22 protein-coding genes are annotated in these 20135 nt (G+C 66.4%); 14 read left to right on the top strand and 8 right to left on the bottom strand.

The features are described from left to right. The first annotated feature begins 7 nt into the window (after positions 1–7). From AC3FKH_RS01220 to AC3FKH_RS01205, 4 genes are all read left to right on the top strand, one after another. The gene (locus AC3FKH_RS01220; protein WP_488672870.1) at positions 8–139 is read left to right on the top strand and encodes a cytochrome oxidase small assembly protein; all 132 of its coding nucleotides are present in this window, start codon (positions 8–10) and stop codon (positions 137–139) included. A 25-nt stretch (positions 140–164) separates the two neighbouring features. Next, positions 165–791, top strand: coding sequence for a cytochrome c oxidase assembly protein (locus tag AC3FKH_RS01215; RefSeq protein WP_488672251.1), 627 nt, complete (start codon positions 165–167; stop codon positions 789–791). 16 nt (positions 792–807) lie between these two features. Continuing rightward, positions 808–1032 (top strand): DUF2970 domain-containing protein, encoded by a 225-nt coding sequence (locus AC3FKH_RS01210; protein WP_483710306.1) that lies wholly within the window; start codon positions 808–810, stop codon positions 1030–1032. A 111-nt stretch (positions 1033–1143) separates the two neighbouring features. Then, a complete protein-coding gene (locus AC3FKH_RS01205; protein WP_488672248.1) occupies positions 1144–2004 on the top strand; it encodes a cytochrome c oxidase subunit 3 in 861 nt (286 codons plus the stop codon). 126 nt (positions 2005–2130) lie between these two features. On the opposite strand, the gene AC3FKH_RS01200 is transcribed toward AC3FKH_RS01205, so the two are convergent. Continuing rightward, the gene (locus AC3FKH_RS01200) at positions 2131–2340 is read right to left on the bottom strand and encodes a twin transmembrane helix small protein (protein ID WP_488672246.1); all 210 of its coding nucleotides are present in this window, start codon (positions 2338–2340) and stop codon (positions 2131–2133) included. 108 nt (positions 2341–2448) lie between these two features. On the opposite strand from AC3FKH_RS01200, the gene AC3FKH_RS01195 reads away from it, so the two are divergent. The 5 genes from AC3FKH_RS01195 to AC3FKH_RS01175 all read left to right on the top strand — a co-directional run bounded on the left by AC3FKH_RS01195 (position 2449) and on the right by AC3FKH_RS01175 (position 6728). Then, positions 2449–3204, top strand: a complete 756-nt coding sequence (locus AC3FKH_RS01195) for an SURF1 family protein (protein ID WP_488672244.1) — start codon at positions 2449–2451, stop codon at positions 3202–3204. A gap of 63 nt (positions 3205–3267) precedes the next feature. Beyond that, complete coding sequence (locus AC3FKH_RS01190; protein WP_488672243.1) at positions 3268–3924, top strand: SCO family protein; 657 nt, start codon at positions 3268–3270, stop codon at positions 3922–3924. A gap of 12 nt (positions 3925–3936) precedes the next feature. Next, positions 3937–5040, top strand: coding sequence for a COX15/CtaA family protein (locus tag AC3FKH_RS01185; RefSeq protein ID WP_488672241.1), 1104 nt, complete (start codon positions 3937–3939; stop codon positions 5038–5040). Continuing rightward, entirely contained in the window at positions 5037–5972 is a 936-nt protein-coding gene (gene cyoE / locus AC3FKH_RS01180; RefSeq protein ID WP_488672239.1) for a heme o synthase, read from the top strand. The genes AC3FKH_RS01185 and cyoE overlap by 4 nt, the downstream gene beginning before the upstream one ends. A 135-nt stretch (positions 5973–6107) precedes the next feature. Beyond that, positions 6108–6728 carry an SCO family protein gene (locus AC3FKH_RS01175; RefSeq protein WP_488672237.1) on the top strand — a complete coding sequence of 207 codons (621 nt, stop codon included), beginning with the start codon at positions 6108–6110 and terminating at the stop codon, positions 6726–6728. A gap of 96 nt (positions 6729–6824) precedes the next feature. Here the strand turns inward: AC3FKH_RS01175 and rpoH are convergent, their stop codons facing one another. Beyond that, positions 6825–7754 carry an RNA polymerase sigma factor RpoH gene (rpoH, locus tag AC3FKH_RS01170; RefSeq protein ID WP_483710313.1) on the bottom strand — a complete coding sequence of 310 codons (930 nt, stop codon included), beginning with the start codon at positions 7752–7754 and terminating at the stop codon, positions 6825–6827. 348 nt (positions 7755–8102) lie between these two features. On the opposite strand from rpoH, the gene AC3FKH_RS01165 reads away from it, so the two are divergent. Next, complete coding sequence (locus AC3FKH_RS01165; RefSeq protein WP_488672236.1) at positions 8103–8978, top strand: pirin family protein; 876 nt, start codon at positions 8103–8105, stop codon at positions 8976–8978. A gap of 12 nt (positions 8979–8990) precedes the next feature. Here the strand turns inward: AC3FKH_RS01165 and ybiB are convergent, their stop codons facing one another. The 5 genes from ybiB to AC3FKH_RS01140 all read right to left on the bottom strand — a co-directional run bounded on the left by ybiB (position 8991) and on the right by AC3FKH_RS01140 (position 14219). Next, complete coding sequence (gene ybiB, locus AC3FKH_RS01160) at positions 8991–10001, bottom strand: DNA-binding protein YbiB (RefSeq protein WP_488672234.1); 1011 nt, start codon at positions 9999–10001, stop codon at positions 8991–8993. A gap of 87 nt (positions 10002–10088) precedes the next feature. Next, entirely contained in the window at positions 10089–10892 is an 804-nt protein-coding gene (locus AC3FKH_RS01155; RefSeq protein WP_488672232.1) for an ABC transporter ATP-binding protein, read from the bottom strand. A gap of 32 nt (positions 10893–10924) precedes the next feature. Further along, positions 10925–11827, bottom strand: a complete 903-nt coding sequence (ntrB, locus tag AC3FKH_RS01150) for a nitrate ABC transporter permease (RefSeq protein WP_488672230.1) — start codon at positions 11825–11827, stop codon at positions 10925–10927. A gap of 61 nt (positions 11828–11888) precedes the next feature. Beyond that, complete coding sequence (locus AC3FKH_RS01145) at positions 11889–13202, bottom strand: CmpA/NrtA family ABC transporter substrate-binding protein (RefSeq protein WP_488672228.1); 1314 nt, start codon at positions 13200–13202, stop codon at positions 11889–11891. A 354-nt stretch (positions 13203–13556) separates the two neighbouring features. Next, positions 13557–14219 (bottom strand): ANTAR domain-containing response regulator, encoded by a 663-nt coding sequence (locus tag AC3FKH_RS01140; protein WP_488672226.1) that lies wholly within the window; start codon positions 14217–14219, stop codon positions 13557–13559. A gap of 217 nt (positions 14220–14436) precedes the next feature. Between AC3FKH_RS01140 and AC3FKH_RS01135 the strand changes: the two genes are divergently transcribed. Together AC3FKH_RS01135 and maiA are read left to right on the top strand one after the other, a co-directional pair. Beyond that, positions 14437–15138, top strand: a complete 702-nt coding sequence (locus AC3FKH_RS01135) for a fumarylacetoacetate hydrolase family protein (RefSeq protein WP_488672224.1) — start codon at positions 14437–14439, stop codon at positions 15136–15138. 4 nt (positions 15139–15142) lie between these two features. Next, positions 15143–15790: a maleylacetoacetate isomerase gene (gene maiA / locus AC3FKH_RS01130; RefSeq protein ID WP_488672222.1), complete on the top strand. Its 648-nt coding sequence runs from the start codon at positions 15143–15145 to the stop codon at positions 15788–15790. 67 nt (positions 15791–15857) lie between these two features. Here the strand turns inward: maiA and ftsY are convergent, their stop codons facing one another. Next, entirely contained in the window at positions 15858–16985 is a 1128-nt protein-coding gene (gene ftsY, locus AC3FKH_RS01125) for a signal recognition particle-docking protein FtsY (protein WP_488672220.1), read from the bottom strand. Positions 16986–17179: 194 nt separating this feature from the next. On the opposite strand from ftsY, the gene AC3FKH_RS01120 reads away from it, so the two are divergent. Both AC3FKH_RS01120 and AC3FKH_RS01115 read left to right on the top strand, forming a co-directional pair. Continuing rightward, complete coding sequence (locus tag AC3FKH_RS01120; RefSeq protein ID WP_488672218.1) at positions 17180–18700, top strand: M16 family metallopeptidase; 1521 nt, start codon at positions 17180–17182, stop codon at positions 18698–18700. A gap of 43 nt (positions 18701–18743) precedes the next feature. Continuing rightward, a complete protein-coding gene (locus AC3FKH_RS01115) occupies positions 18744–20099 on the top strand; it encodes a M16 family metallopeptidase (protein WP_488672217.1) in 1356 nt (451 codons plus the stop codon). Positions 20100–20135: the final 36 nt, after the last annotated feature.

Genomic DNA, 20135 nt, shown 5'->3' with positions numbered 1-20135 from the left:
GCAGAAGATGCAGGCTCCACAAAAAAACCCATCGCAAGCAGGCCAGAAAGCCGCCAACCGGCGCCTGGGACTGATCCTGTTTTCCATCGTGGTGGTTTTCTTTCTGGGGTTCTTCGCCAAGATGGTGTTCCTTGGCTGAAGCTGCGGGGTAGCGGGGAAGCGGGATGAGCGTCGATCAGCAGGAGCAGCAGCCAGGTCAGGGCAGGGAAGCCGACAAGCGGTTCAACCGCGGCATGATGCTGCGGCTGGTCGTGATCGTTGGCGTGATGTTCGGCTTTGGCTACGCGCTGGTGCCGCTGTACAAGAAGATATGCGACCTCACCGGGATCAACGTGGTGACCACGCGCGAGCTGTATGGCGGCTCGCTCAAGAACACGCAGGTCGACACGAGCCGCACCGTCACGGTGGAGTTCGATTCGAACGCGCGCGGTCCCTTTGCCTTCCGTCCGGTGAAGAACAGCATGCAAGTGCATCCGGGCGAGATGGTGACGATCGTCTACGAGGTGGCCAACGGGCAGTCGCGCGATATCTCGGCGCAGGCGATCCCGAGCTACGCGCCCAAGCAGGCGACCGAGTACTTCAAGAAGCTCGAGTGCTTCTGCTTCAAGCAGCAGACGCTCAAGGCCAAGGAAGCGCGCGAGATGCCGGTGGTATTCGTGATCGATCCGAAGCTGCCGAAGGACGTGAAGAACATCACGCTGTCGTACACCTTCTTTGAAGTGGGTACGCCGGTGGCGCAGGCACCGCAGGGCGCGCTGGAAAGCCCGCCCGCGGCGCGCAGCGGCGGCTGAGGCAGGAGGAAACGCCGTGGACGAGTTGAAAGACGCGGTCAAGCGCAAGATGTCGTTCGCGCAGACCATGCGTGCGGTGTTGTGGTCGTTCATCGGCCTGCGCAAGGGCGCGGAGCACGAGAGCGACATGGCCAGGCTGAACCCGGTGCACGTGGTCATTGCCGGGGTGATCGCGGCGGTTGTGTTCATCGCGATCCTGGTCACGATCGTACGGGTCGTGGTCAGTTCGGCCGCGGCCTAGCAGGGCAGGTAGGGTAGACAGAAAAGCAGTGCCGCCGGCGGCCAGGGAGACAAGGCCGCCGGGTGTGCCGATATAACGATTGAACCAAGACTCTGAGCTGGAGATAAAAGAATGAGTGCGAATCGCGCAAACGCTCCGTACTACTTCGTACCGGGACCGTCGCGCCACCCGATCACGGCAGCCATCGGCCTGCTGATGACCGGCGCCGGCGCTGCCGGCTGGGTGAACGGACAGCACTGGGCGCCGTACCTGTGCGGCTTCGGCCTGCTGTGGTTCCTGTTCGTGCTCAAGAGCTGGTTCGGCGACGCCATCGGCGAATCCGAAGGGGGCATGTACGGCAAGAACATCGATCTGTCTTTCCGCTGGTCGATGGGCTGGTTCATCTTCTCCGAGGTGATGTTCTTCGCGGCCTTCTTCGGCGCGCTGTTCTACGCCCGCACCATCGCCATGCCGTGGCTGGGCGACCTCGACAACAGGATCCTGTGGCCCGACTTCGCCGCCGTATGGCCCAACACCGGCCCCGCCGGCGTGGTCGAGACCTTCCAGACCATGGGCCCGTGGCCAATCCCGACCATCAACACGGCACTGCTGCTGATGTCGGGTGTGACGCTGACCTGGGCGCACCACGCGCTGCTGGCCGGCAAGCGCAGCCAGCTGATCCAGGGCCTGGTGCTGACCATCCTGCTCGGCGCGATCTTCATGTGCTTCCAGGCGTACGAGTACATGCACGCTTACTCGGAACTGAACCTGAAGCTCACCTCGGGTGTGTACGGTTCCACGTTCTTCCTGCTGACCGGCTTCCACGGCTTCCACGTGACCATGGGCGCGATCATGCTGACCGTGGTGCTGATCCGCGTGCTCAAGGGGCATTTCACGCCCGAGCATCACTTCGCGTTCGAAGGCGCCGCCTGGTACTGGCACTTCGTTGACGTGGTGTGGCTGTTCCTCTACATCGTGGTGTACTGGCTGTAAGCAGCAATTTGTCGTACCGGCGGAAGGCCTGAAGCGCCTTCCGCGGCGGACCACAAAACAGAAGCGCCGCAGGAGGGAAACCCAGCCTGCGGCGCTTGTTTTTTGCGGTTTCGGGAAACCGGCCGACTAGGGATTCACGCGGATGCCGGTGCTGTGGATCCAGCCCATCCAGTTCGAGAACAGGATGAACAGGAACAGCGCCACCGAGAAGCCCACGCGCAGCATCAGCGAGCGCATCATGTTCGGTGTCCTGCCGCGGTCGCGCATCATGAAGAAGAGGGCCGAGGCCAGGCTGCCGATGATCAGGAGAAAGGCGACGATGATGACAAAGCGCATGGCGGGGCAGGCTGGCCGCAATACGTACGATACGTGCCGCGGGCTCGGGGGCGGAAAGGGTCATTATCGCACCGCCGGCATGTCGCCGTATGCGACGGGAGCGGACCGATGAAGCTGTGGCGCGCCCTGAGTCCGGTGCCGACTGTCGCGGCCGCAGTGGTAATCGCGGTGACCTGCGCGCTCGGCAACTGGCAGCTCAATCGGGCGCACGAGAAGATCGCGCGTGCCGAACGGCTGCAGGCGCTGGCCGCACAGCCGCCGGTGACGTTGACCACGGCGCCCGCTTCGGGTGGCCTGGCGGACCGCACCGTGCGCGTCACCGGGCGTTTTGACGCGGGCCGGACCGTCTTGTTGGATAATCGCCCCCACGGCAATGGCTCCGACAGCCGCGCCGGCTTCCTGGTGCTGACGCCCCTGCAGATCCGGAGTGATGACGCCGCCGCCCGCAGTGTGCTGGTGCTTCGTGGCTGGCTCCCGCGAGATGTCCAGGACCGCACGCGCATTGCGCCATTCGCGACGCCAGCCGGTGAAGTCACCGTCGAAGGCACGGCACTTGCCGCGGTGCCCAAGGTCTATAGCCTGGGCCAGCCCGCAAGCGCCGAAGCCGGACAACGGATTCGACAGAACGTGGACCTGGGTGCCTATGCGACCGAGACCGGGGTGGCGTTGCAGCCGATCGTGATCGAGCAGCGCACCGATACGGGCGACGGCCTCGCGCGCGACTGGGCGCCGGCCGACCTGGGGGCCGACCGGCACTACGGCTACGCCTTCCAGTGGTTCGGCCTGGCCGCGCTGACACTGGTGCTGGTAGTCGCGCTGGGCTGGCGCCGCGCACGCCGGCTTGCCGGGGCAGGGCCCACTTGACGGACAACAGGCGCGCGCCACCGGGCGGGCGCCACGACCAACGAACGAACGACAGACGTACGCATGCCACACCAAGACTCCGCCCCGGCTCCGGCCGGCACGGCACCAGCGCCGGATTCGCGCATCGACGCCCGCACCCGCCGCGGCCGCATCCAGATGCTGATGCTGTTGCTGGTGTGCGCATCGCCGGTGATCGCGTCTTACCTGACCTTCTATGTCTTCAAGCCGACGGGCGGCGCCACCAACTATGGCGCGCTGATCGATCCCCAGCGTCCGATGCCCGCCGTTCGCGTCGCCAACGAGCGCGCCGAAGCCGTGCCGCTCGAAAGCTTCCGCGGCAAGTGGCTGCTGGTAACGGCCGATGGGTCGGCCTGCGACGAAGCGTGCGCAAAGAAGCTGTTCACCATCCGCCAGATCCGCGCGGGTCAGGGCCAGGACCGCGAACGGATCGTGCCGGTGTGGCTGATCACGGACGAAGGCGCTGTCGACGAACGCCTGTCCGCGGCCTACAACGAGCCCTACGCCGGCGTGCGCTTCCTTCGCATTGCGCCTGACGTGGCCCGTCAATGGATACCCGCGGCCGAGGGCGGCCGCATCGAGGACACCATCTTCCTGGTCGATCCGCTTGGCAACCTGATGATGCGCTTCCCGAAAGACCCCGACCCCAAGAAGATGAGCGGCGATCTCAAGAAGCTGCTCCGGGTCTCGCGCATCGGCTGAGGGACGACTGGCATGCTGCTTCAACTCGCCATCATCGGCGTCCTGATCGCGCTGTTCCCGATCTCTTACGTGCTGGTCCGCGGCGACCGCAACAAGTACCGCAAGCTGGTCTGGATCACCGCTTTCCTGACGCTCGACCTGATCATGTTCGGCAGCTTCACGCGGCTGACCGATTCCGGCCTCGGCTGCCCGGACTGGCCGGGCTGCTACGGCCATTCCAACCCGCATGCGGCGATGGAGCCGATCCACGCCGCCCAGACCGCGCTGCCCAGCGGCCCGGTAACCCTGGCCAAGGCGTGGATCGAGATGATCCACCGCTATTTCGCCATGGCGGTGGGCGTGCTGATCATCACGCTGATGGTGCTGGCGTGGGTCAAGCGCAAGGAACTGAAGCAGTCGCCGTGGTTCGCCACCAGTGTGCTGCTGCTGGTGTGCGTGCAGGGCGCGTTCGGCGCGTTCACCGTGACCATGAAGCTGCAGCCAATCATCGTCGTGACGCACCTGCTGCTTGGCATGAGCCTGCTGGCGGCGCTGATCTGGCTCGGTTCGCGCAATGATCCGCCGCATCCCGTGGCGCGGCAGGCCGGGGCGTTGCGCTGGCCCGCGCGCGCGGCGCTGCTGCTGCTGGTGATCCAGATCTTCCTGGGCGGCTGGGTCAGCACCAACTACGCGGTGATGGCCTGCACCGATTTCCCGCTGTGCAACGGCCAGCTGGTGCCGGAGATGGATTTCACGCACGGCTTCACGCTATGGCGCCAGCTCGGCATGACGGCTGATGGCGACTACATTCCCCATGCGGCGCTGGTGGCGATCCACTGGGTGCACCGCGGCTTCGCCGTGGTGGTGCTTGGCTACCTGGCGTGGTTCGGCCTGCGCGCGCGCAGGCTCGAAGGGCTGGGCGGCACGTCGCGCTGGCTGCTGGCCGCGCTGGCGCTGCAACTGGCCACCGGTCTCTCGAACATCGTGCTGGACTGGCCGCTGGTGGCCGCCGTGCTCCACAACGGTGGCGCGGCGGTGCTCCTGCTGCTGCTGGTGCGACTCAACTACAATATAGGGCTCGCGACCCGTCCCGCCGACGCTGCCTCAAGCGTGCCGGCTGCCGCTCGCGCCACATGAAAGACAAACTCCCTCCCGTGGTTACTGCAACACAACCCCATCCCGTGGGCCGGCTGCGTCACCTGGCTCGCCAATATGCCGCCCTGACCAAGCCGCGCGTCACGCAGCTCGCGGTGTTCTGCGCCATCATCGGCATGTTCCTGGCCACGCCGGGCATGGTGCCATGGCGCGTGCTGATCGGCGGCGCCGCCGGCATCTGGCTGCTGGCCGGGGCCGCGTTCGCGATCAATTGCCTGGTCGAGCAGAAGATCGACGCGCTGATGCGCCGCACCGCCTGGCGCCCGTCGGCCACCGGCGAGATCACCACCACCCAGACGCTGATCTTCTCGGCAGTCCTGGGCGGCGCCGGCATGTGGCTGCTGCACGTGTTCGCCAACGACCTGACGATGTGGCTGACCTTCGCCACCTTCCTGGGCTATGCGGTCGTCTACACCATCCTGCTCAAGCCGGCCACGCCGCAGAACATTGTCATCGGCGGCCTGTCGGGCGCCATGCCGCCGGCGCTGGGCTGGGCGGCCGTGGCCAACGACGTGCCGGCCGAGGCCTGGTTCCTGGTGCTGATCATCTTCACCTGGACCCCGCCGCATTTCTGGGCGCTGGCCTTGTACCGCCGTGCCGACTACGCCAAGTCCGGGCTGCCGATGCTGCCGATCACGCATGGCGAAAAGTACACGCTGCTCAATATCCTGCTGTACACGCTGGTCATGATCGCCGCGACGCTGCTGCCTTTTGTGTATGGCATGTGCGGCTATATCTACCTGGCCAGCGCACTGGTACTGGGCGCCTGGTTCCTGAAGTACTCGTGGACGCTGTACCGCAATTACTCCGACGAACTGGCGCAGCGCACCTTCCGCTTCTCGATCCTGTACCTGTCGATCCTGTTCGCGGCTTTGCTCGTCGATCACTACTTCAAGTTCGTGCCGCAGGTCTGAGCGGCACCATTGTTCGCGGCCTGCGGCATCTTGTCGCGGCCGCCGTGCCGCACGGCGCGGATGGGCGATACTGTGTGCTGCCCTCGCCATCGCGCGCCACCGCAGTCTTGCCGGCGCCCCGACTTCCTATCTCGCATGAACAAGCCAAGCCAATCTTCCGGGCTCCTCGCCTCGTTCCGCCGCTTTGCCGCGCTGGCCTTCCTGGCGCTGGCGCTTGCCGCCTGCGGCCAGCAGAAGGCCTCGTTCCGCAACGTCGATATCAGCGGCGGCGCGGACTTCGGCAAGGATTTTTCGCTGACGGACCATAACGGAAAAGTCCGCACGATCGCCGACTTCAAGGGCAAGGTCGTGGTGATGTTCTTCGGCTACACGCATTGTCCCGATGTCTGCCCGACCACCATGGCCGAACTCAAGGCGGTGATGGAGCAGCTCGGCCCGGACGCCGACAAGGTGCAGGTGCTGTTCGTCACGGTCGATCCGGAGCGCGATACGCAGGCGCTGCTGGCGCAGTACGTGCCGGCGTTCGATCCGCGCTTCCTGGGCATGCGGCCGGCCGACGAGGCGGCGCTGCAGAAGGTCGCGAAGGATTTCAAGGTGTACTACGCGAAGGTGCCGGGTTCTTCGCCGAACAACTACACCATGGATCACTCGGCCGGCAGCTACGTGTTCGACCCGGAAGGGCGGCTGCGGCTTTTCATCCGCCACGGGCAAGGGCCGGAGCCGATTGCCCACGACATCAAGCAGCTGCTGTCCTGAGCGCAGCGCGGGAATGAAAAAAGGCCGGTCCAGTGGACCGGCCTTTTGCATGGCGCCAGCGGTTATGGCGCCAGCAGTTGCCCGGGCGCGGCGGGATCAGGCAAATGCCTGCAGCGCGCCCTTCATCTTCTTCATGGCCGCCGCTTCGATCTGGCGAATCCGTTCGGCCGACACGCCGAATTCATCGGCCAGCTCATGCAGCGTGGCGCCGCCCGAGCCATCGTCCTCGACGTTCAGCCAGCGCGCCTCGATGATGCGGCGGCTGCGGTCGTCCAGGCGCGTCAGCGCTTCTTCCAGGCCCTCGACCTGCATACGGTCGTGACGCTGGGCTTCCAGCACCCGCGTGGGCTCGTTGTGGTTGTCCGCCAGGTAGGCGATCGGGGCGAAGTCTTCCTCGCCGTCTTCGATTTGCCCCTCCAGTGCGAGATCGCCACCCGACAGGCGGGTTTCCATCTCCATCACTTCTTCCGGCTTGACGTTGAGCTCGCGCGCAACGGCTTCGACCTGCTCCGGCGTGAAGGTATGGGCACCCTTCTTGTGGCTGCGCAGGTTGAAGAACAGCTTGCGCTGGGCCTTGGTGGTCGCCACCTTGACCATGCGCCAGTTCTTCAGCACGTACTCGTGGATCTCGGCCTTGATCCAGTGCATCGCATACGACACCAGGCGCACGCCCTGGTCCGGGTTGAAGCGCTTCACGGCCTTCATCAGGCCGATATTGCCTTCCTGGATCAGGTCAGCGTGCGGCAGGCCATACCCGAGGTACTGGCGTGCGATCGACACCACCAGGCGCAGGTGGGACATCACCAGCTGGCGTGCGGCATCAACGGAATCATGGTCGCGCAGTTCGCGCGCGAGACGCTGCTCTTCCTCGGCGGTCAGCAGGGGAATGCGGTGGATGGCCTGGATATAGCTTTCCAGGTTGCCCACGGTGGCCGGGAAGGTCAATGCAAAGCTTCCAGCCAGCTTGGGCGCCGTCGGCAGACGGCTGTTCAGCACGGTTTGGTCGGCAGGCAAGACTGCGTTCACTCAATTACTCCTTTCGCATCCGGCGGTTCAGTTGCCGGTGTGCCACTCCGGACGGGAGGACACAGCATTGCAACACATCTTAGCACTCAAGCCGGGTGAGTGCTAATTGGAGTCCCTGACGCCCTGATAGTTCCTGATGATTGTCATCTATATTTGGATAGTGTTATGCGCACCAAGTTGCTCAGACGGCATATCCGGCGCTCGGACATCCTGTGTTAGAGGTCCGCGAGGGTTCGGGGTTCGCACCGGCCGGCGGGATACAGTATTGCGCCAGACGCTACACTGACAGTGCCGTCGCGAGCACCGTCACGGCTTGTGCAAGAGCCTGCCCCACGATCCGGAGGAGCTATGTCTGCCATCGAACACCTGCTCAAGCCCCATGTACGAGACCTGGGCGATTTCACCGTGCGCCGCCTGCTGCCGGCCGCTGCCGCCCAGACCGTCGGCCCGTTCATCTTCTTCGACCATATGGGGCCGGTGACGCTGCCGCCTGGCCACGGTGCCGATGTGCGGCCGCATCCGCATATCGGCCTGGCCACGGTGACCTACCTGTTCGACGGGGAGATCATGCACCGCGACAGCCTTGGCAGCGAGCAGCTCATTCGCCCCGGCGACGTCAACTGGATGACCGCCGGCAACGGCATTGTCCATTCGGAGCGTTCGCCCGAGACCGTGCGCGAAGCCGGCGCGCGCCTGCATGGCATCCAGACCTGGGTGGCATTGCCGAAGGACCATGAGACCGTCGCGCCCTCGTTCTTCCATCATCCCGGTGCCACGCTGCCGAAAATCGAACAGCCCGGCGTGCGCATGACGGTGATTGCCGGAGATGCCTTTGGCAAGACATCGCCGGTCAAGGTATTCAGCCGCACGCTCTACGTCGCGATCGAACTCGATGTCGGCGCGAGCGTGGAGATCCCGCCGGAGCATGCCGAGCGGGGCATCTATCCGGTCGACGGCAGCGTGGCGCTCGACGGCGAAGCGCTGCCGGCCGAGCATATGGTCGTGCTGACGCCCGGCCAGGCGGCCACGCTGACGGCCACCGCGCCGTCGCGCGTGATGCTGCTGGGCGGAGATCCCACCGACGGTCACCGCTTTATCTTCTGGAACTTCGTGGCCAGCAGCAAAGAAGCGATCGAGGCGGCTTCGCAGCGCTGGGAGGACGACGGCTTCCCTCATGTCCCCGGCGAGACCGAGCGCATTCCGCTGCCGCCGCGCAAGACCTGAAGCGCCTGCGGGTCAGAGCGGACTGGCCCAGGCCACGCGCGTGCCCTGGCGCAGGCATTCCTGGATGGCGCGCACCTGCGTGGCGATCGGCGCGGGCACCGGCACCGAGCCGTCCAGCACCTTGCGCGTCCAGGCCGCCGTGTCGGCCACGTCGCTGCCCTGGGGCAGCTCGGGCACATCGGCAATCGATCCGCTGGTCGGGTCGACCAGGGTCTGCTGGTGCCCGTCATGCAGCCAGTCGATGCGGCTGCCGCGGCGCGCATCGGCCACCACCTCGCCTTCGGTGCCGCGGGCCAGCAGCACATTGGCGGGCTCATGCGAGAAATAGTCGGTCAGCGTTTCGCGGTACTCGGGGTGCGTATAGCTGTACAGGCGCAGGGCCTCGGCGGGCGAATGCGAGCCGACCGGCTGCAGCATCTTGGCCACGGTGTGCGACGAATTGCGCAGGCCGATGACCGTGCGCCGGTCCAGCAACTGCGACAGGCCCGGCGAGAGCACATCCACGGGCACCACCGCCAGCGGCCCATTCGCCCCATCGCCATCGCGCAGGCGCGCAGTGGCCTCGTCGGTGGTGGCGCACAGCGGTACGCCCAGCGCCTCGAACAGGGCCAGGCTAGTCACGCGACCCTGGAATTCGCGCGAACCGTGCACCAGCACTGGAATATTCTCGCGAGCCAGCAACAGGGCCAGCAAGGGTACGAGGTTGGGCTGCTTGCGCGCGCCGTTGTAGCTCGGAATGACCACCACCTGGCGATCCCCCGGCGCGGCCAGCGGCTGGCAGTGCGCGTGCGCGGCCTCGAGCATGCCGGCCAGTTCGTGCGGGGCTTCGCCCTTGATGCGATAAGCCATCAGCACGGCACCCAGTTCCAGGTCGGATACGCGCCCGGCCAGCATGGCGTCGAACAGGGTTTGCGCGTCTTCGCGCGGCAGTGCGCGGGCGCCGTTCACGCCGCGACCGATTTCCTTGATGTAGCGGGCCGCTGAAAACGGGCCCGTGGCGGTTGTGGCGGTGGATGTAGTCATGGGCGGGCAGCGTGGGGTTTGGTGTTTCGCTTCATGATAGCGGAGCGTCGCCGCCACGCCCATGGCGGCGGGCGCGTCCGTGGCCGTTCACGCCGCTTCCTGAAGGGCCGGGTTGCGCTGCTTGCGGTAGAGGAAATCCAGCACCGCCGTGCGGCAGGCGTGGTAGTCCTTGTCCTCGGCCAGCGCCACGCGGTCGCGCGGACGCGGCAGGCCGACGCTGAGGATTTCGCCGATCGTGGCCGCCGGGCCGTTGGTCATCATCACGATGCGGTCGGCCAGCAGGACGGCCTCGTCCACGTCGTGCGTGACCATGACCACGGTGCTGCGCGTCCGCTCCACGATCTTCAGCAAGGCATCCTGCAGGTGTGCGCGCGTGAGCGCGTCGAGCGCGCCGAACGGCTCGTCCATCAGCAACACCTTGGGCGCCATGGCGAGCGCGCGCGCAATGCCCACGCGCTGCTTCATGCCGCCCGAGATCTCGTGCGGGAACTTGCCTTCCGCGTGGGTCAGGCCCACCAGCGCCAGCGTGTCGTGCGTACGCGCCTTGAGCTGCGCCTTGCTTTCGCTCCCGCCAAACACGCGCTCCACGCCCAGATGGACGTTGTCGAAGCAGGTCATCCACGGCAGCAGCGAATGATTCTGGAACACCACCGCGCGCTCGGGCCCGGGGCCGGCGATCTCTCTCCCCGCGCAGATCAGCGCTCCGGTGGTCGGCGTGGCCAGGCCCGCGACCAGGTTCAGCAGCGTGGACTTGCCGCAGCCTGAATGACCGATCAGCGTGATGAACTCTCCCTGCGCGATCTGCAGGTTGATGTCGCGCAGCGCCACGAACGGCCCCTTGCGCGTCCTGAAGGTCTGCCCGACGTTTTCGATGCTGACGAATTTTTCCATGGCGATTTCCGTTGGGTTTGCGCGCGGCGCGGTCAGTGGTTGCCGTAGCTGAAGCGCCGCGCCAGCGCGAGCAGCGCGTGCTCCAGCAGCAGGCCGATCACGCCGATCACGAAGATGGCGATGACGATGTGCTCGACCTTCAGGTTGTTCCACTCGTCCCACAGCCAGAAGCCGATGCCGGTACCACCGGTCAGCATCTCCGCGGCGACGATGACCAGCCACGCGGTGCCGATCGACAGCCGCACGCCGGTCAGCATGTACGGCAGCACGGCCGGGAACAGCACGCGCGTGAACACCTTCCATTCGGACAGGTCCAGCACGCGCGCCACGTTCAGGTAGTCCTGCGGCACGCGCGTGACGCCCACGGCGGTGTTGATCACCATCGGCCAGATCGAGCAGATGAAGATGGCCCAGATCGCGGCCGGGTTGGCGGCCTTGAACAGCAGCAGCCCGATCGGCAGCCACGCCAGCGGCGACACCGGCCGCAGCAGGCTGATCACAGGCGACGCCATCGCGTTCAGGAAGGCGAAGCGCCCGAGGATGAAGCCGGCCGGAATGCCAACCAGTGCCGCCAGCCCGAAGCCCGCCCCCACGCGCGCGAGCGATGCCAGCACGTTCCAGCCGATGCCCTGGTCATTGGGGCCATTGCGGTAGAACGGGTCGGTGAACAGCGGCATGGCGGCATGCCAGGTAGCGCCCGGCGTTGGCAACGCGGGGATAAACGTGGCGATGCCGTGCCAGGCCAGCACGAACAGCGCGAAGCCCAGTAGCGGCGGCACGCCCTTGAGCACGAAGGCGCGCAGCGCCTCGCGGCGTTCGGCGCGCCGTACCTGGGTTTCGATTTCCAGCGCGCGGCGCCGCGCGCGTTCGCTGGCATCAGGGTCGGCCTGCAAGCTGGTTGCGCCTTCCGGCGCGGGTCTGGCGATGGCATTCACGTCTGGCTCCTTGGTTAAGGGGCAATCGGGGCAATCCGAATCGATGGCAATGGCCTTCGCGTCAGGCCTTGACCTTGAAGCCATCGGCGTAGGCTTTCGGGTCCTTGGTGGCATCCCACACCACGCCGTCGATCAGCTTTGCGGTGCGGAAGTCGCTCTTGGGCAACGGCACCTGCGCCGCGGTGGCGGCCTGCTTGTAGACATCGATGTGGTTGACCTGTTTCGCCACCGCGAGATAGTCGGGGTGCGTCTTGAGCAGCCCCCAGCGCTTGTGCTGCGTCAGGAACCACATGCCATCCGACAGGAACGGGAAGTTGGCCGAGCCGTCCTGGTAGAACTTCATCGAGTCGGGGTCATCCCAGGTCTTGCCCAGGCCGTTGCTGTAGCGGCCGAGCATGCGGTCGAGGATGATGTCCATGTCGGTGTTGACATAGGACTTGGCGGCGATGGTCTCGGCCGTCTTGCGGCGGTTCGAGGCCGATGCGTCGATGTACTTCGACGCTTCCAGGATCGCCGCCACCATCGCGCGCGCCGTGTTCGGGTACTTCTGCACGAACTCGGCGGTGGTGCCGAGCGTCTTCTCGGGATGGTCCTTCCAGATCGACTGCGTGGTTTCCACCGTGAAGCCGATCTTGTCGGCGATGGCGCGCGCGCCCCACGGCTCGCCCACGCAGAAGCCGTCCATATTGCCCACGCGCATATTGGCGACCATCTGTGGCGGCGGCACGGTGATGGCCTTGGCGTCCTGCATCGGGTTGATGCCGTTGGCGGCCAGCCAGTAGTAGAGCCACATGGCGTGCGTGCCGGTCGGGAAGGTCTGGGCGAAGGTGTAGTCGCGCTTTTCCTTGCTCATCAGCGCCTTCAGGCTGGCACCGTCCTTCACGCCTTTCTCGGCCAGCTTGGACGACAGCGTGATGGCCTGTCCGTTGTGGTTCAGGCTCATCAGGACCGCCATGTCCTTCTTCGGGCCGCCGATGCCGAGCTGCACGCCATAGATCAGACCGTACAGCACGTGGGCGGCGTCGAGTTCGCCGTTGACCAGCTTGTCGCGTACGCCGGCCCAGGAAGCCTCCTTGGTCGGCGTGATCTTGATGCCGTACTTCTTATCCAGCCCGAGCGTGGCAGCCATGACCACCGAAGCGCAATCGGTCAGCGGAATGAAGCCGATGCGCACCTCCGGCTTCTCGGGCGCGTCCGAGCCTGCCGCCCAGGCGCCGGAGCGCACCAGCGGATCGACCAGCGTCATCACACTGGCCCCGGCAATGGTGGCGAGGGCGCGGCGGCGGCCGCTGCTGGCCGGGGCCGTATCGGCGGTGGCGAGGTTGGCATCGACCGCAGCGGGCAGAGGCTTGGCATTCCTGAGGCGAGAGGGCATTGCTGGGCTCCAAGAAGAAAAGGCGTCCCGATCCGCAGCCCGCGTTCGCCAGAAGACGGGGTGCAGCTCAGGACGCCGTTGTCCGTGGCGTAGCGCGGCCCGCGTTGGCCGTGCCCGCTGAGTTGTGATCGGCCCTCGTTGGCCGATGTGCGTATTACGCAATCGCTATGCCAGGCGCTTGCGAGGCCTGGAGAGTCCGCCCGGCGGCTGAATCCGGAAAAAAGGCGGGGTTCGGGGCGAGTCATGCCCGCCGGCCGCGCAAGCCGGGCCGGGCGGGAGCGCCACGGTCAAGGATCGGCGCCAGTTTTGTGCATTGCACCAGCCGCGTGCCGCGGCCGCACCGCACGCGCGGGCTCAGCCCATCACGTCGATCACGCGCTGGGCCGCCTCCACGAGCTTCAGCCCGCGTTCCATGGCCATGCTGCGCAGGCGCTTGTAGGCCTCGTCCTCGGGGATGCCGCGCGCCTGCATCAGCAGGCCCTTGGCGCGTTCCACCACCTTGCGCTCGGCCAGCTTCAGGCGCGTGGCGTCGAGTTCGGCGCGCAATTGCTGGTCGAGTTCGAAGCGGGCGTAGGCGACATCCAGCACGGTCTTGACGCGCTCGGCGCGCAGGCCGTCGACGATATAGGCCGTGATGCCGGCCGACAGCGCGGCCTTGATGCGCTGGGCGTCGTCGTTGTCGGTGAACAGTACGATCGGACGTGGCGCATGCTGCGTGGACACGCACACGTGCTCCACCGTGTCGCGCGCGGCGGACTCGGAGGCAATGATGATCAGGTCCGGTTGCCTGGCCGCGATGACATCGGGCAGGCGCAGGTCGGCGTCCACCGTCTCGATGTCCGTAAATCCCGTGCTGATCAGCCCGCCACGGATGGTCTCGACATTGAGCGGGTCGACGTCATGCGGGTCGCGCACCAGCAGGATGCGCAACGTGCGCGTGGCCGGTGCGCGGCCGTGCGAGGACGCGCTGGACTGAGTTGGCGAAGGGGGCGAAGGGGGCGCAGGGTGGCGAGTCATGGGTATTCTGGGTTGCCTCGCGTTATGCAAGATCCGCGCCGGGAACCCACTGCGGCACGGCCGCCGGCACATCGGGGGCTTTCCCCCATCCACTGTATGCCGTCGTACGCAGCCCCGCGGGCAAGGTGTATGCTGTTGCCCTGCTGCGCGCGGGGGTGTCTGCTGGCGACGCCGCGCACTCGTGCGCAGGAATATCAGAACAAGCCTGGAGAGATGCATGACCGAATTCGTTTTTGCCCCGCCGGCACCCGTTGGCGTGCCCGTGCGAGGCAGCAACGCTAGCTTCCCGGTGCGCCGCGTGTACTGCGTCGGCCGCAACTATGCCGCCCACGCCCGCGAAATGGGCTCGGACCCGGACCGCGAGCCGCCGTTCTTCTTCTGCAAGCCGTCGGACGCGGTCAGCTACGTGGCGGACGGTACGGAGGGCACCTTCCCGTACCCGCCGGGCACCAGCAACGTCCACTATGAAGTGGAAATGGTCGTGGCGATCGGCAAGGGCGGCAAGGACATCCCGGTCGAGCAGGCCGCCAGCCACGTGTTCGGCTACGCCGTGGGCCTCGACATGACGCGCCGCGACCTGCAGAACGAATCGAAGAAGACCGGCCGCCCCTGGGAGACCGGCAAGGCTTTCGACCATTCGGCGCCGATCGGCCCGATCGTGCCGGCATCGGCCATCGGCCATCCGGAGAAGGGCGAGGTGACGTTGTCCGTCAACGGCGCGGAAAAGCAGCGCGGCGACCTGGCCGACCTGATCTGGTCGGTGCCGGAAATGGTGTCGTACCTGTCGAAGCTGTTCGAACTGCAGCCCGGCGACGTGATCTTCAGCGGCACGCCCGAGGGCGTGGGCCCGGTGGTCAAGGGCGACGTGATGCAGTGCCACGTCGGCGGCGTGGGTGACCTGACCATCAAGGTGGTCTGATCCGATGAAGCTCTACAGCTATTTCCGGAGCTCCGCGTCCTATCGCGTGCGTATCGCGCTGGAGCTGAAGGGCCTGCCGTACGACTACGTGCCGGTACACCTGCTCAAGGACGGCGGGCAGCAGTTGCTGCCCGAGTTCCGCGCGGTGAATCCGGACGGCCTGGTGCCGGCGCTGGTGCTCGACGACGGCCAGGTGCTGCAGCAGTCGGTGGCCATGATCGAGTACCTGGACGAGATCCATCCCGAGCCGAAGCTGCTGCCCGGCACCGCACTGGATCGCGCCTACGTGCGCGGCCTGGCGCTGGAGGTTGCCTGCGAGATCCATCCGCTGAACAACCTGCGCGTGCTGAAGTACATCAAGCGCACGCTGGGCGTTGCCGACGAGGCCAAGGACGCGTGGTACCGGCACTGGATCGAACTGGGCTTTGCCTCGGTCCAGGCCAACCTGGAGCGCCAGGGCAAGGCCGGCCGCTTCTGCTTCGGCGATACACCGACGCTGGCCGATATCTGCCTGGTGCCGCAGGTCTTCAACGCGCAGCGCTTCAATATCGACGTGAGCCGTTACCCGACCATCGCGCGGATCCAGGACGCGTGCATGGAGCTGCCTGCTTTCCAGAAAGCACAGCCTAAGGAACAGCCGGACGCCGAATGATTGGCGGCGTCCCTGCCATGAATAACGCCCCGGCATGCCGGGGCGTTTTCTCATTCTGGCGAAGCCATCAGCCGAGCAGCGCGTCGGCAAACTCCTCGGCCTTGAACGGCTGCAGGTCCTCGACCTTCTCGCCGACGCCGATGAAGTAGACCGGCACCGGCCGCTGGCGCGCAATGGCGGCCAGGATGCCGCCCTTGGCGGTGCCGTCGAGCTTGGTGACGATCAGGCCGGTCAGGCCGAGCGCATCGTCGAACGCGCGCGTTTGCGCCAGGGCGTTCTGACCAGTGTTGGCGTCGATTACCAGCAGGACCTCGTGCGGGGCGGTGGGCATGGCCTTGCTGATCACGCGCTTGACCTTCTTGAGCTCCTCCATCAGGTGCAGCTGCGTGGGCAGGCGACCGGCGGTGTCGGCCATGACGATGTCGATGCCGCGCGCGCGCGCCGCATTGACGGCATCGAAGATCACGGCGGCCGGGTCGCCGCTTTCCTGCGCCACCACGGTCACGTTGTTGCGCTCGCCCCAGATGGTCAGCTGTTCGCGCGCGGCGGCGCGGAAGGTATCGCCGGCGGCCAGCAGCACGGACTGGCCGTAGTGCTGGAAATGCTTGCACAGCTTGCCGATGCTGGTGGTCTTGCCGGCGCCGTTGACGCCCGCGATCATCATCACCAGCGGCTGCTCGCGGCCCAGCGCCATGGTTTTTTCGAGCGGACGCAGCAGCTGGATCAGCAGGTCGCGCAGCGCGGCCTTGACGCCCTCGGCGGTCTCGATGCGGTCGTTGCGGACGCGCTTGCGCAGTTCGCCGAGCAGGTATTCGGTCGCCTCGACGCCGGCGTCAGCCATCAGCAGGGCGGTTTCCAGCTCCTCGAACAGGGCTTCGTCGACCTTCATGCCGACAAACAGCGTGCTGATATTGCGGCTGGTCTTCGACAGGCCGGTGCGCAGGCGCTGCACCCAGCCGCGGCGGGCTTCGGCTGACTGCACCGGCGCCGGGGTCAGTTCCAGCTCGTCGAGCGCGACCGGTGCCGGTGCCACTCCTGCCGGTGCAACGGTCGCAACCGGCGCGGGGGATGGGGCAAGGGACTGTGCCGGGCTGGCGACAGGGGAGGGCTCCGGAGCCTGGGCCGGAGTGGCGGCGGGCTGTTCTGCCGGCGCTGGGGCCGGCTCGGCCTTGCGCTTCTTCCAGAAACTAAACATTGGGGAAAGGGGTCAATACCCCGTCAGGATCGGCCGCCGTCCGGCGGCGTCATTAATCAATCAGGCCTTACGCGTTATTCCGGCACCCCACCAGCCTCTCGTTGTGGTGCGCGCCTGCTTTTGCGTATAGTTCGTAACACAGCGGATTCATGGAACCATGAATCGATCGGCAAAATTCTAGCAGACGGGGTTGCATGGACCATTGCACAGTCTTGACCGGAACGGGCGCCGCCCGCCCTGAACCCTTCCCCGCCCGTGCCGCGGGCCGGGCGTCGCTGCAACGCCTGGCCAGGCGGGCACTGCCCGTCCTGCTGCTGGCCGCGTTGCCGTGGTCGGCCGGCGCCCAGGCGCAGCGCACGGTCGCCTCGCCCATGCCGTCCGGACAGACGGCCCCGGTCGGCGCCACGTCGCAGGGCACCACCGAATACCGCTTGTCCAACGGCCTGCGCCTGATCGTCAAGGAAGACCATCGGGCGCCCACGGTGGCGCACCAGATCTGGTATCGCGTCGGCGGCGTCGACGAGGTCAGCGGCACCACCGGCGTCGCCCACATGCTCGAGCACATGATGTTCAAGGGCACGCCCAAGGTCGGCGTGGGCGAGTTCTCCAAGCAGGTCGCGGCGCTCGGCGGGCGCGAGAACGCCATGACCAACCGCGACTTCACGCTCTATTACCAGCAGATCAGCAAGCAATACCTGCCAAGGATGATGGAGCTGGAGGCCGACCGCATGGCCAACCTCATCTTCAACCAGGGCGAGTTCGAGCGCGAGATGAAGGTCGTGATGGAGGAGCGCCGCCTGCGCACCGACGACTCGGCGCGCGGCACGGTCTACGAGCAGCTGCTCGCCGCGGTCTATGTCGCCGCGCCTTACCGGCACCCGGTGATCGGCTGGATGGACGACCTGGTCAACATGCGCCTGGACGATGTCCAGGCCTGGTACCACGGCTGGTACGTGCCCAACAACGCCACGGTGATCGTTACCGGCGACGTCAAGCCGGCCGAGGTGCGTGCCATGGCCGAACGCTATTACGGCAAGCTCAAGCCGCGCACGCTGCCGCTGCGCAAGGAGCAGGTCGACCCGCCGCAGATCGGCATCAAGCGCATCTGGGTGAAGGCGCCGGCCGAGAACCCGTACATGGTGATGGCCTACAAGGTGCCGCGTCTGCGCGACGTGGAAAAGGATGTCGACCCCTACGCGCTGGAGGTGCTGGCCGCCGTGCTCAACGGCTACGACAACGCGCGCCTGACGCGCGAGCTGGTGCGCGAGCAGCGCCTGGCCGATGACGTCAACGTCGGCTACGACAGCATCAACCGCGGCAATTCCCTGTTCGTGCTCGACGGCACGCCGGCCGATGGCCACACCACCGACCAGATCGAGGCGGCGCTGCGCGAGGAAATCCAGCGCATCGCCAAGAGCGGCGTGTCGCCGGAGGAACTCAAGCGCGTCAAGGCGCAGGTCGTCGCCAGCCAGATCTACAAGCGCGATTCGGTGTTCGGGCAGGGCATGGAAATCGGTGTCGCGGAGATCTCCGGCATTTCGTGGCGCAACATCGATCGCATCCTCGACAAGATCAAGGAAGTCACCCCGGCTCAGGTGCAGGCGGTGGCCGCGAAGTACTTCAACGACGACAACCTGACCGTAGCCACGTTGTTGCCGCAGCCGATTGATCCGAACAAGCCCAAGGCAAAGGCACCCGAAGGCCTGCGCCACTGAGAATCCACGCATGTCGTTATCCGAGATAAGCGAGATGAGCGCGATGAGCGAGTTGATTATTCCTTCGCCGCGCGCACTGCGCCGGCTGGCCGGCGCGGCCCTGGGCGCGCTGGCGCTCCTGGTCGCACATGGCGCGCTGGCCGCCATTCCGATCGAACACTGGACTGCCTCCACCGGCGCGCAGGTGTTCTACGTACACAGCCCGTCGATCCCGATGCTGGACGTCAATGTCGATTTCGACGCCGGCAGCCGCTATGACCCTGCCGGCAAGGCCGGGCTTGCCACGCTGACTGCGGCGCTGCTCGACAAGGGGGCGGCCGCGCGCAGCGGCCAGCCCGCGCGCGACGAGGCGCAGATTGCCGACGCCTTTGCCGATACCGGTGCCGTCTTCGGCGGCGCGGCCGGCGGTGACCGCGGCGGCATCGGCATGCGCACGCTGACCGCGCAGCCGGAGCTCGACCAGTCCGTGGCGCTGGCCATGCAGCTTATCCAGGCGCCCACTTATCCGGATGCCGTGGTGGGCCGCGAGAAGCAGCGCCTGGTCAGCGCGATCCGCGAGGCAGACGCCAAGCCGGGCGTGATCGCCGACAAGGCGCTGGCCAAGGCGATGTATCCGGGCCACCCGTACGGCGTGTCGGCCACTGCGGCCTCGGTCGAGTCGATCACGCGCGACGACATCGTCAAGTTCTGGCGCGACAACTACGGCGCGTCGCGCGCGGTGGTCACGCTGATCGGCGCGGTCGACCGCAAGCAGGCCGAAGCGATTGCCGAGAAGCTGACCAGCGGCCTGCCGCAGGGCAGTGCGCCGCCGGCCATGCCGCAGGTGCGGATGACCATTCCGGCCAGCGAGCAGCGCGTACCGCATCCCGCGCAGCAGGCGGCGGTGGTGACTGGCCAGCCGTCGATCGCACGCGGCGATCCGGATTACTTCGCGCTGCTGGTCGGCAACTACGTGCTGGGCGGCGGCGGCTTCAGCTCGCGCCTGACCGATGAGGTGCGAGAGAAGCGCGGACTCACCTACGGTGTGGACAGCTACTTTGCGCCGTCGAAGCAGCCGGGCCCGTTCGGCATCAGCCTGCAGACCAAGAAGGAGCAGACCAACGAGGCGCTGGCGCTGGTCCGGCAGGTGCTGGCCCGCTTCGTCGCCGAAGGCCCGACCGATGCCGAGCTAAAGGCAGCGAAGGACAACCTCATCAACGGCTTCCCGCTGCGCATCGACAGCAACCGCAAGCTGCTGACCAACGTGGCGAATATCGGCTGGTACGGACTTCCACTCGAATACCTGGACACCTGGACGACGCAGATCGGCAAGGTTACCGGCCAGCAGGTGAAGGCGGCGTTCGGGCGCCATGTCCATCCTGACGCCATGGCCACGGTGATCGTCGGGGGTCCGGAGTGAGCGATAGTCCTCTGGCGCCCCTCGCACGCGATCCGC

The sequence above is a fragment of the Cupriavidus sp. 21MJTG02-4 genome, from assembly GCF_057798975.1.
This window is presented reverse-complemented; position numbering and strand designations above follow the sequence as displayed.

Coding starts and splice junctions, on each gene's coding strand:
- AC3FKH_RS01145 (WP_488672228.1), bottom strand. CDS start 13,202: ATGCCCTCTCGCCTCAGGAATGCCAAGCCTCTGCCCGCTGCGGTCGAT.
- AC3FKH_RS01220 (WP_488672870.1), top strand. CDS start 8: ATGCAGGCTCCACAAAAAAACCCATCGCAAGCAGGCCAGAAAGCCGCC.
- AC3FKH_RS01135 (WP_488672224.1), top strand. CDS start 14,437: ATGACCGAATTCGTTTTTGCCCCGCCGGCACCCGTTGGCGTGCCCGTG.
- ybiB (WP_488672234.1), bottom strand. CDS start 10,001: ATGACTACATCCACCGCCACAACCGCCACGGGCCCGTTTTCAGCGGCC.
- cyoE (WP_488672239.1), top strand. CDS start 5,037: ATGAAAGACAAACTCCCTCCCGTGGTTACTGCAACACAACCCCATCCC.
- AC3FKH_RS01115 (WP_488672217.1), top strand. CDS start 18,744: ATGAGCGAGTTGATTATTCCTTCGCCGCGCGCACTGCGCCGGCTGGCC.
- AC3FKH_RS01140 (WP_488672226.1), bottom strand. CDS start 14,219: ATGACTCGCCACCCTGCGCCCCCTTCGCCCCCTTCGCCAACTCAGTCC.
- AC3FKH_RS01190 (WP_488672243.1), top strand. CDS start 3,268: ATGCCACACCAAGACTCCGCCCCGGCTCCGGCCGGCACGGCACCAGCG.
- AC3FKH_RS01205 (WP_488672248.1), top strand. CDS start 1,144: ATGAGTGCGAATCGCGCAAACGCTCCGTACTACTTCGTACCGGGACCG.
- maiA (WP_488672222.1), top strand. CDS start 15,143: ATGAAGCTCTACAGCTATTTCCGGAGCTCCGCGTCCTATCGCGTGCGT.
- AC3FKH_RS01215 (WP_488672251.1), top strand. CDS start 165: ATGAGCGTCGATCAGCAGGAGCAGCAGCCAGGTCAGGGCAGGGAAGCC.
- ftsY (WP_488672220.1), bottom strand. CDS start 16,985: ATGTTTAGTTTCTGGAAGAAGCGCAAGGCCGAGCCGGCCCCAGCGCCG.
- AC3FKH_RS01195 (WP_488672244.1), top strand. CDS start 2,449: ATGAAGCTGTGGCGCGCCCTGAGTCCGGTGCCGACTGTCGCGGCCGCA.
- AC3FKH_RS01175 (WP_488672237.1), top strand. CDS start 6,108: ATGAACAAGCCAAGCCAATCTTCCGGGCTCCTCGCCTCGTTCCGCCGC.
- AC3FKH_RS01200 (WP_488672246.1), bottom strand. CDS start 2,340: ATGCGCTTTGTCATCATCGTCGCCTTTCTCCTGATCATCGGCAGCCTG.
- AC3FKH_RS01185 (WP_488672241.1), top strand. CDS start 3,937: ATGCTGCTTCAACTCGCCATCATCGGCGTCCTGATCGCGCTGTTCCCG.
- AC3FKH_RS01120 (WP_488672218.1), top strand. CDS start 17,180: ATGGACCATTGCACAGTCTTGACCGGAACGGGCGCCGCCCGCCCTGAA.
- AC3FKH_RS01165 (WP_488672236.1), top strand. CDS start 8,103: ATGTCTGCCATCGAACACCTGCTCAAGCCCCATGTACGAGACCTGGGC.
- AC3FKH_RS01155 (WP_488672232.1), bottom strand. CDS start 10,892: ATGGAAAAATTCGTCAGCATCGAAAACGTCGGGCAGACCTTCAGGACG.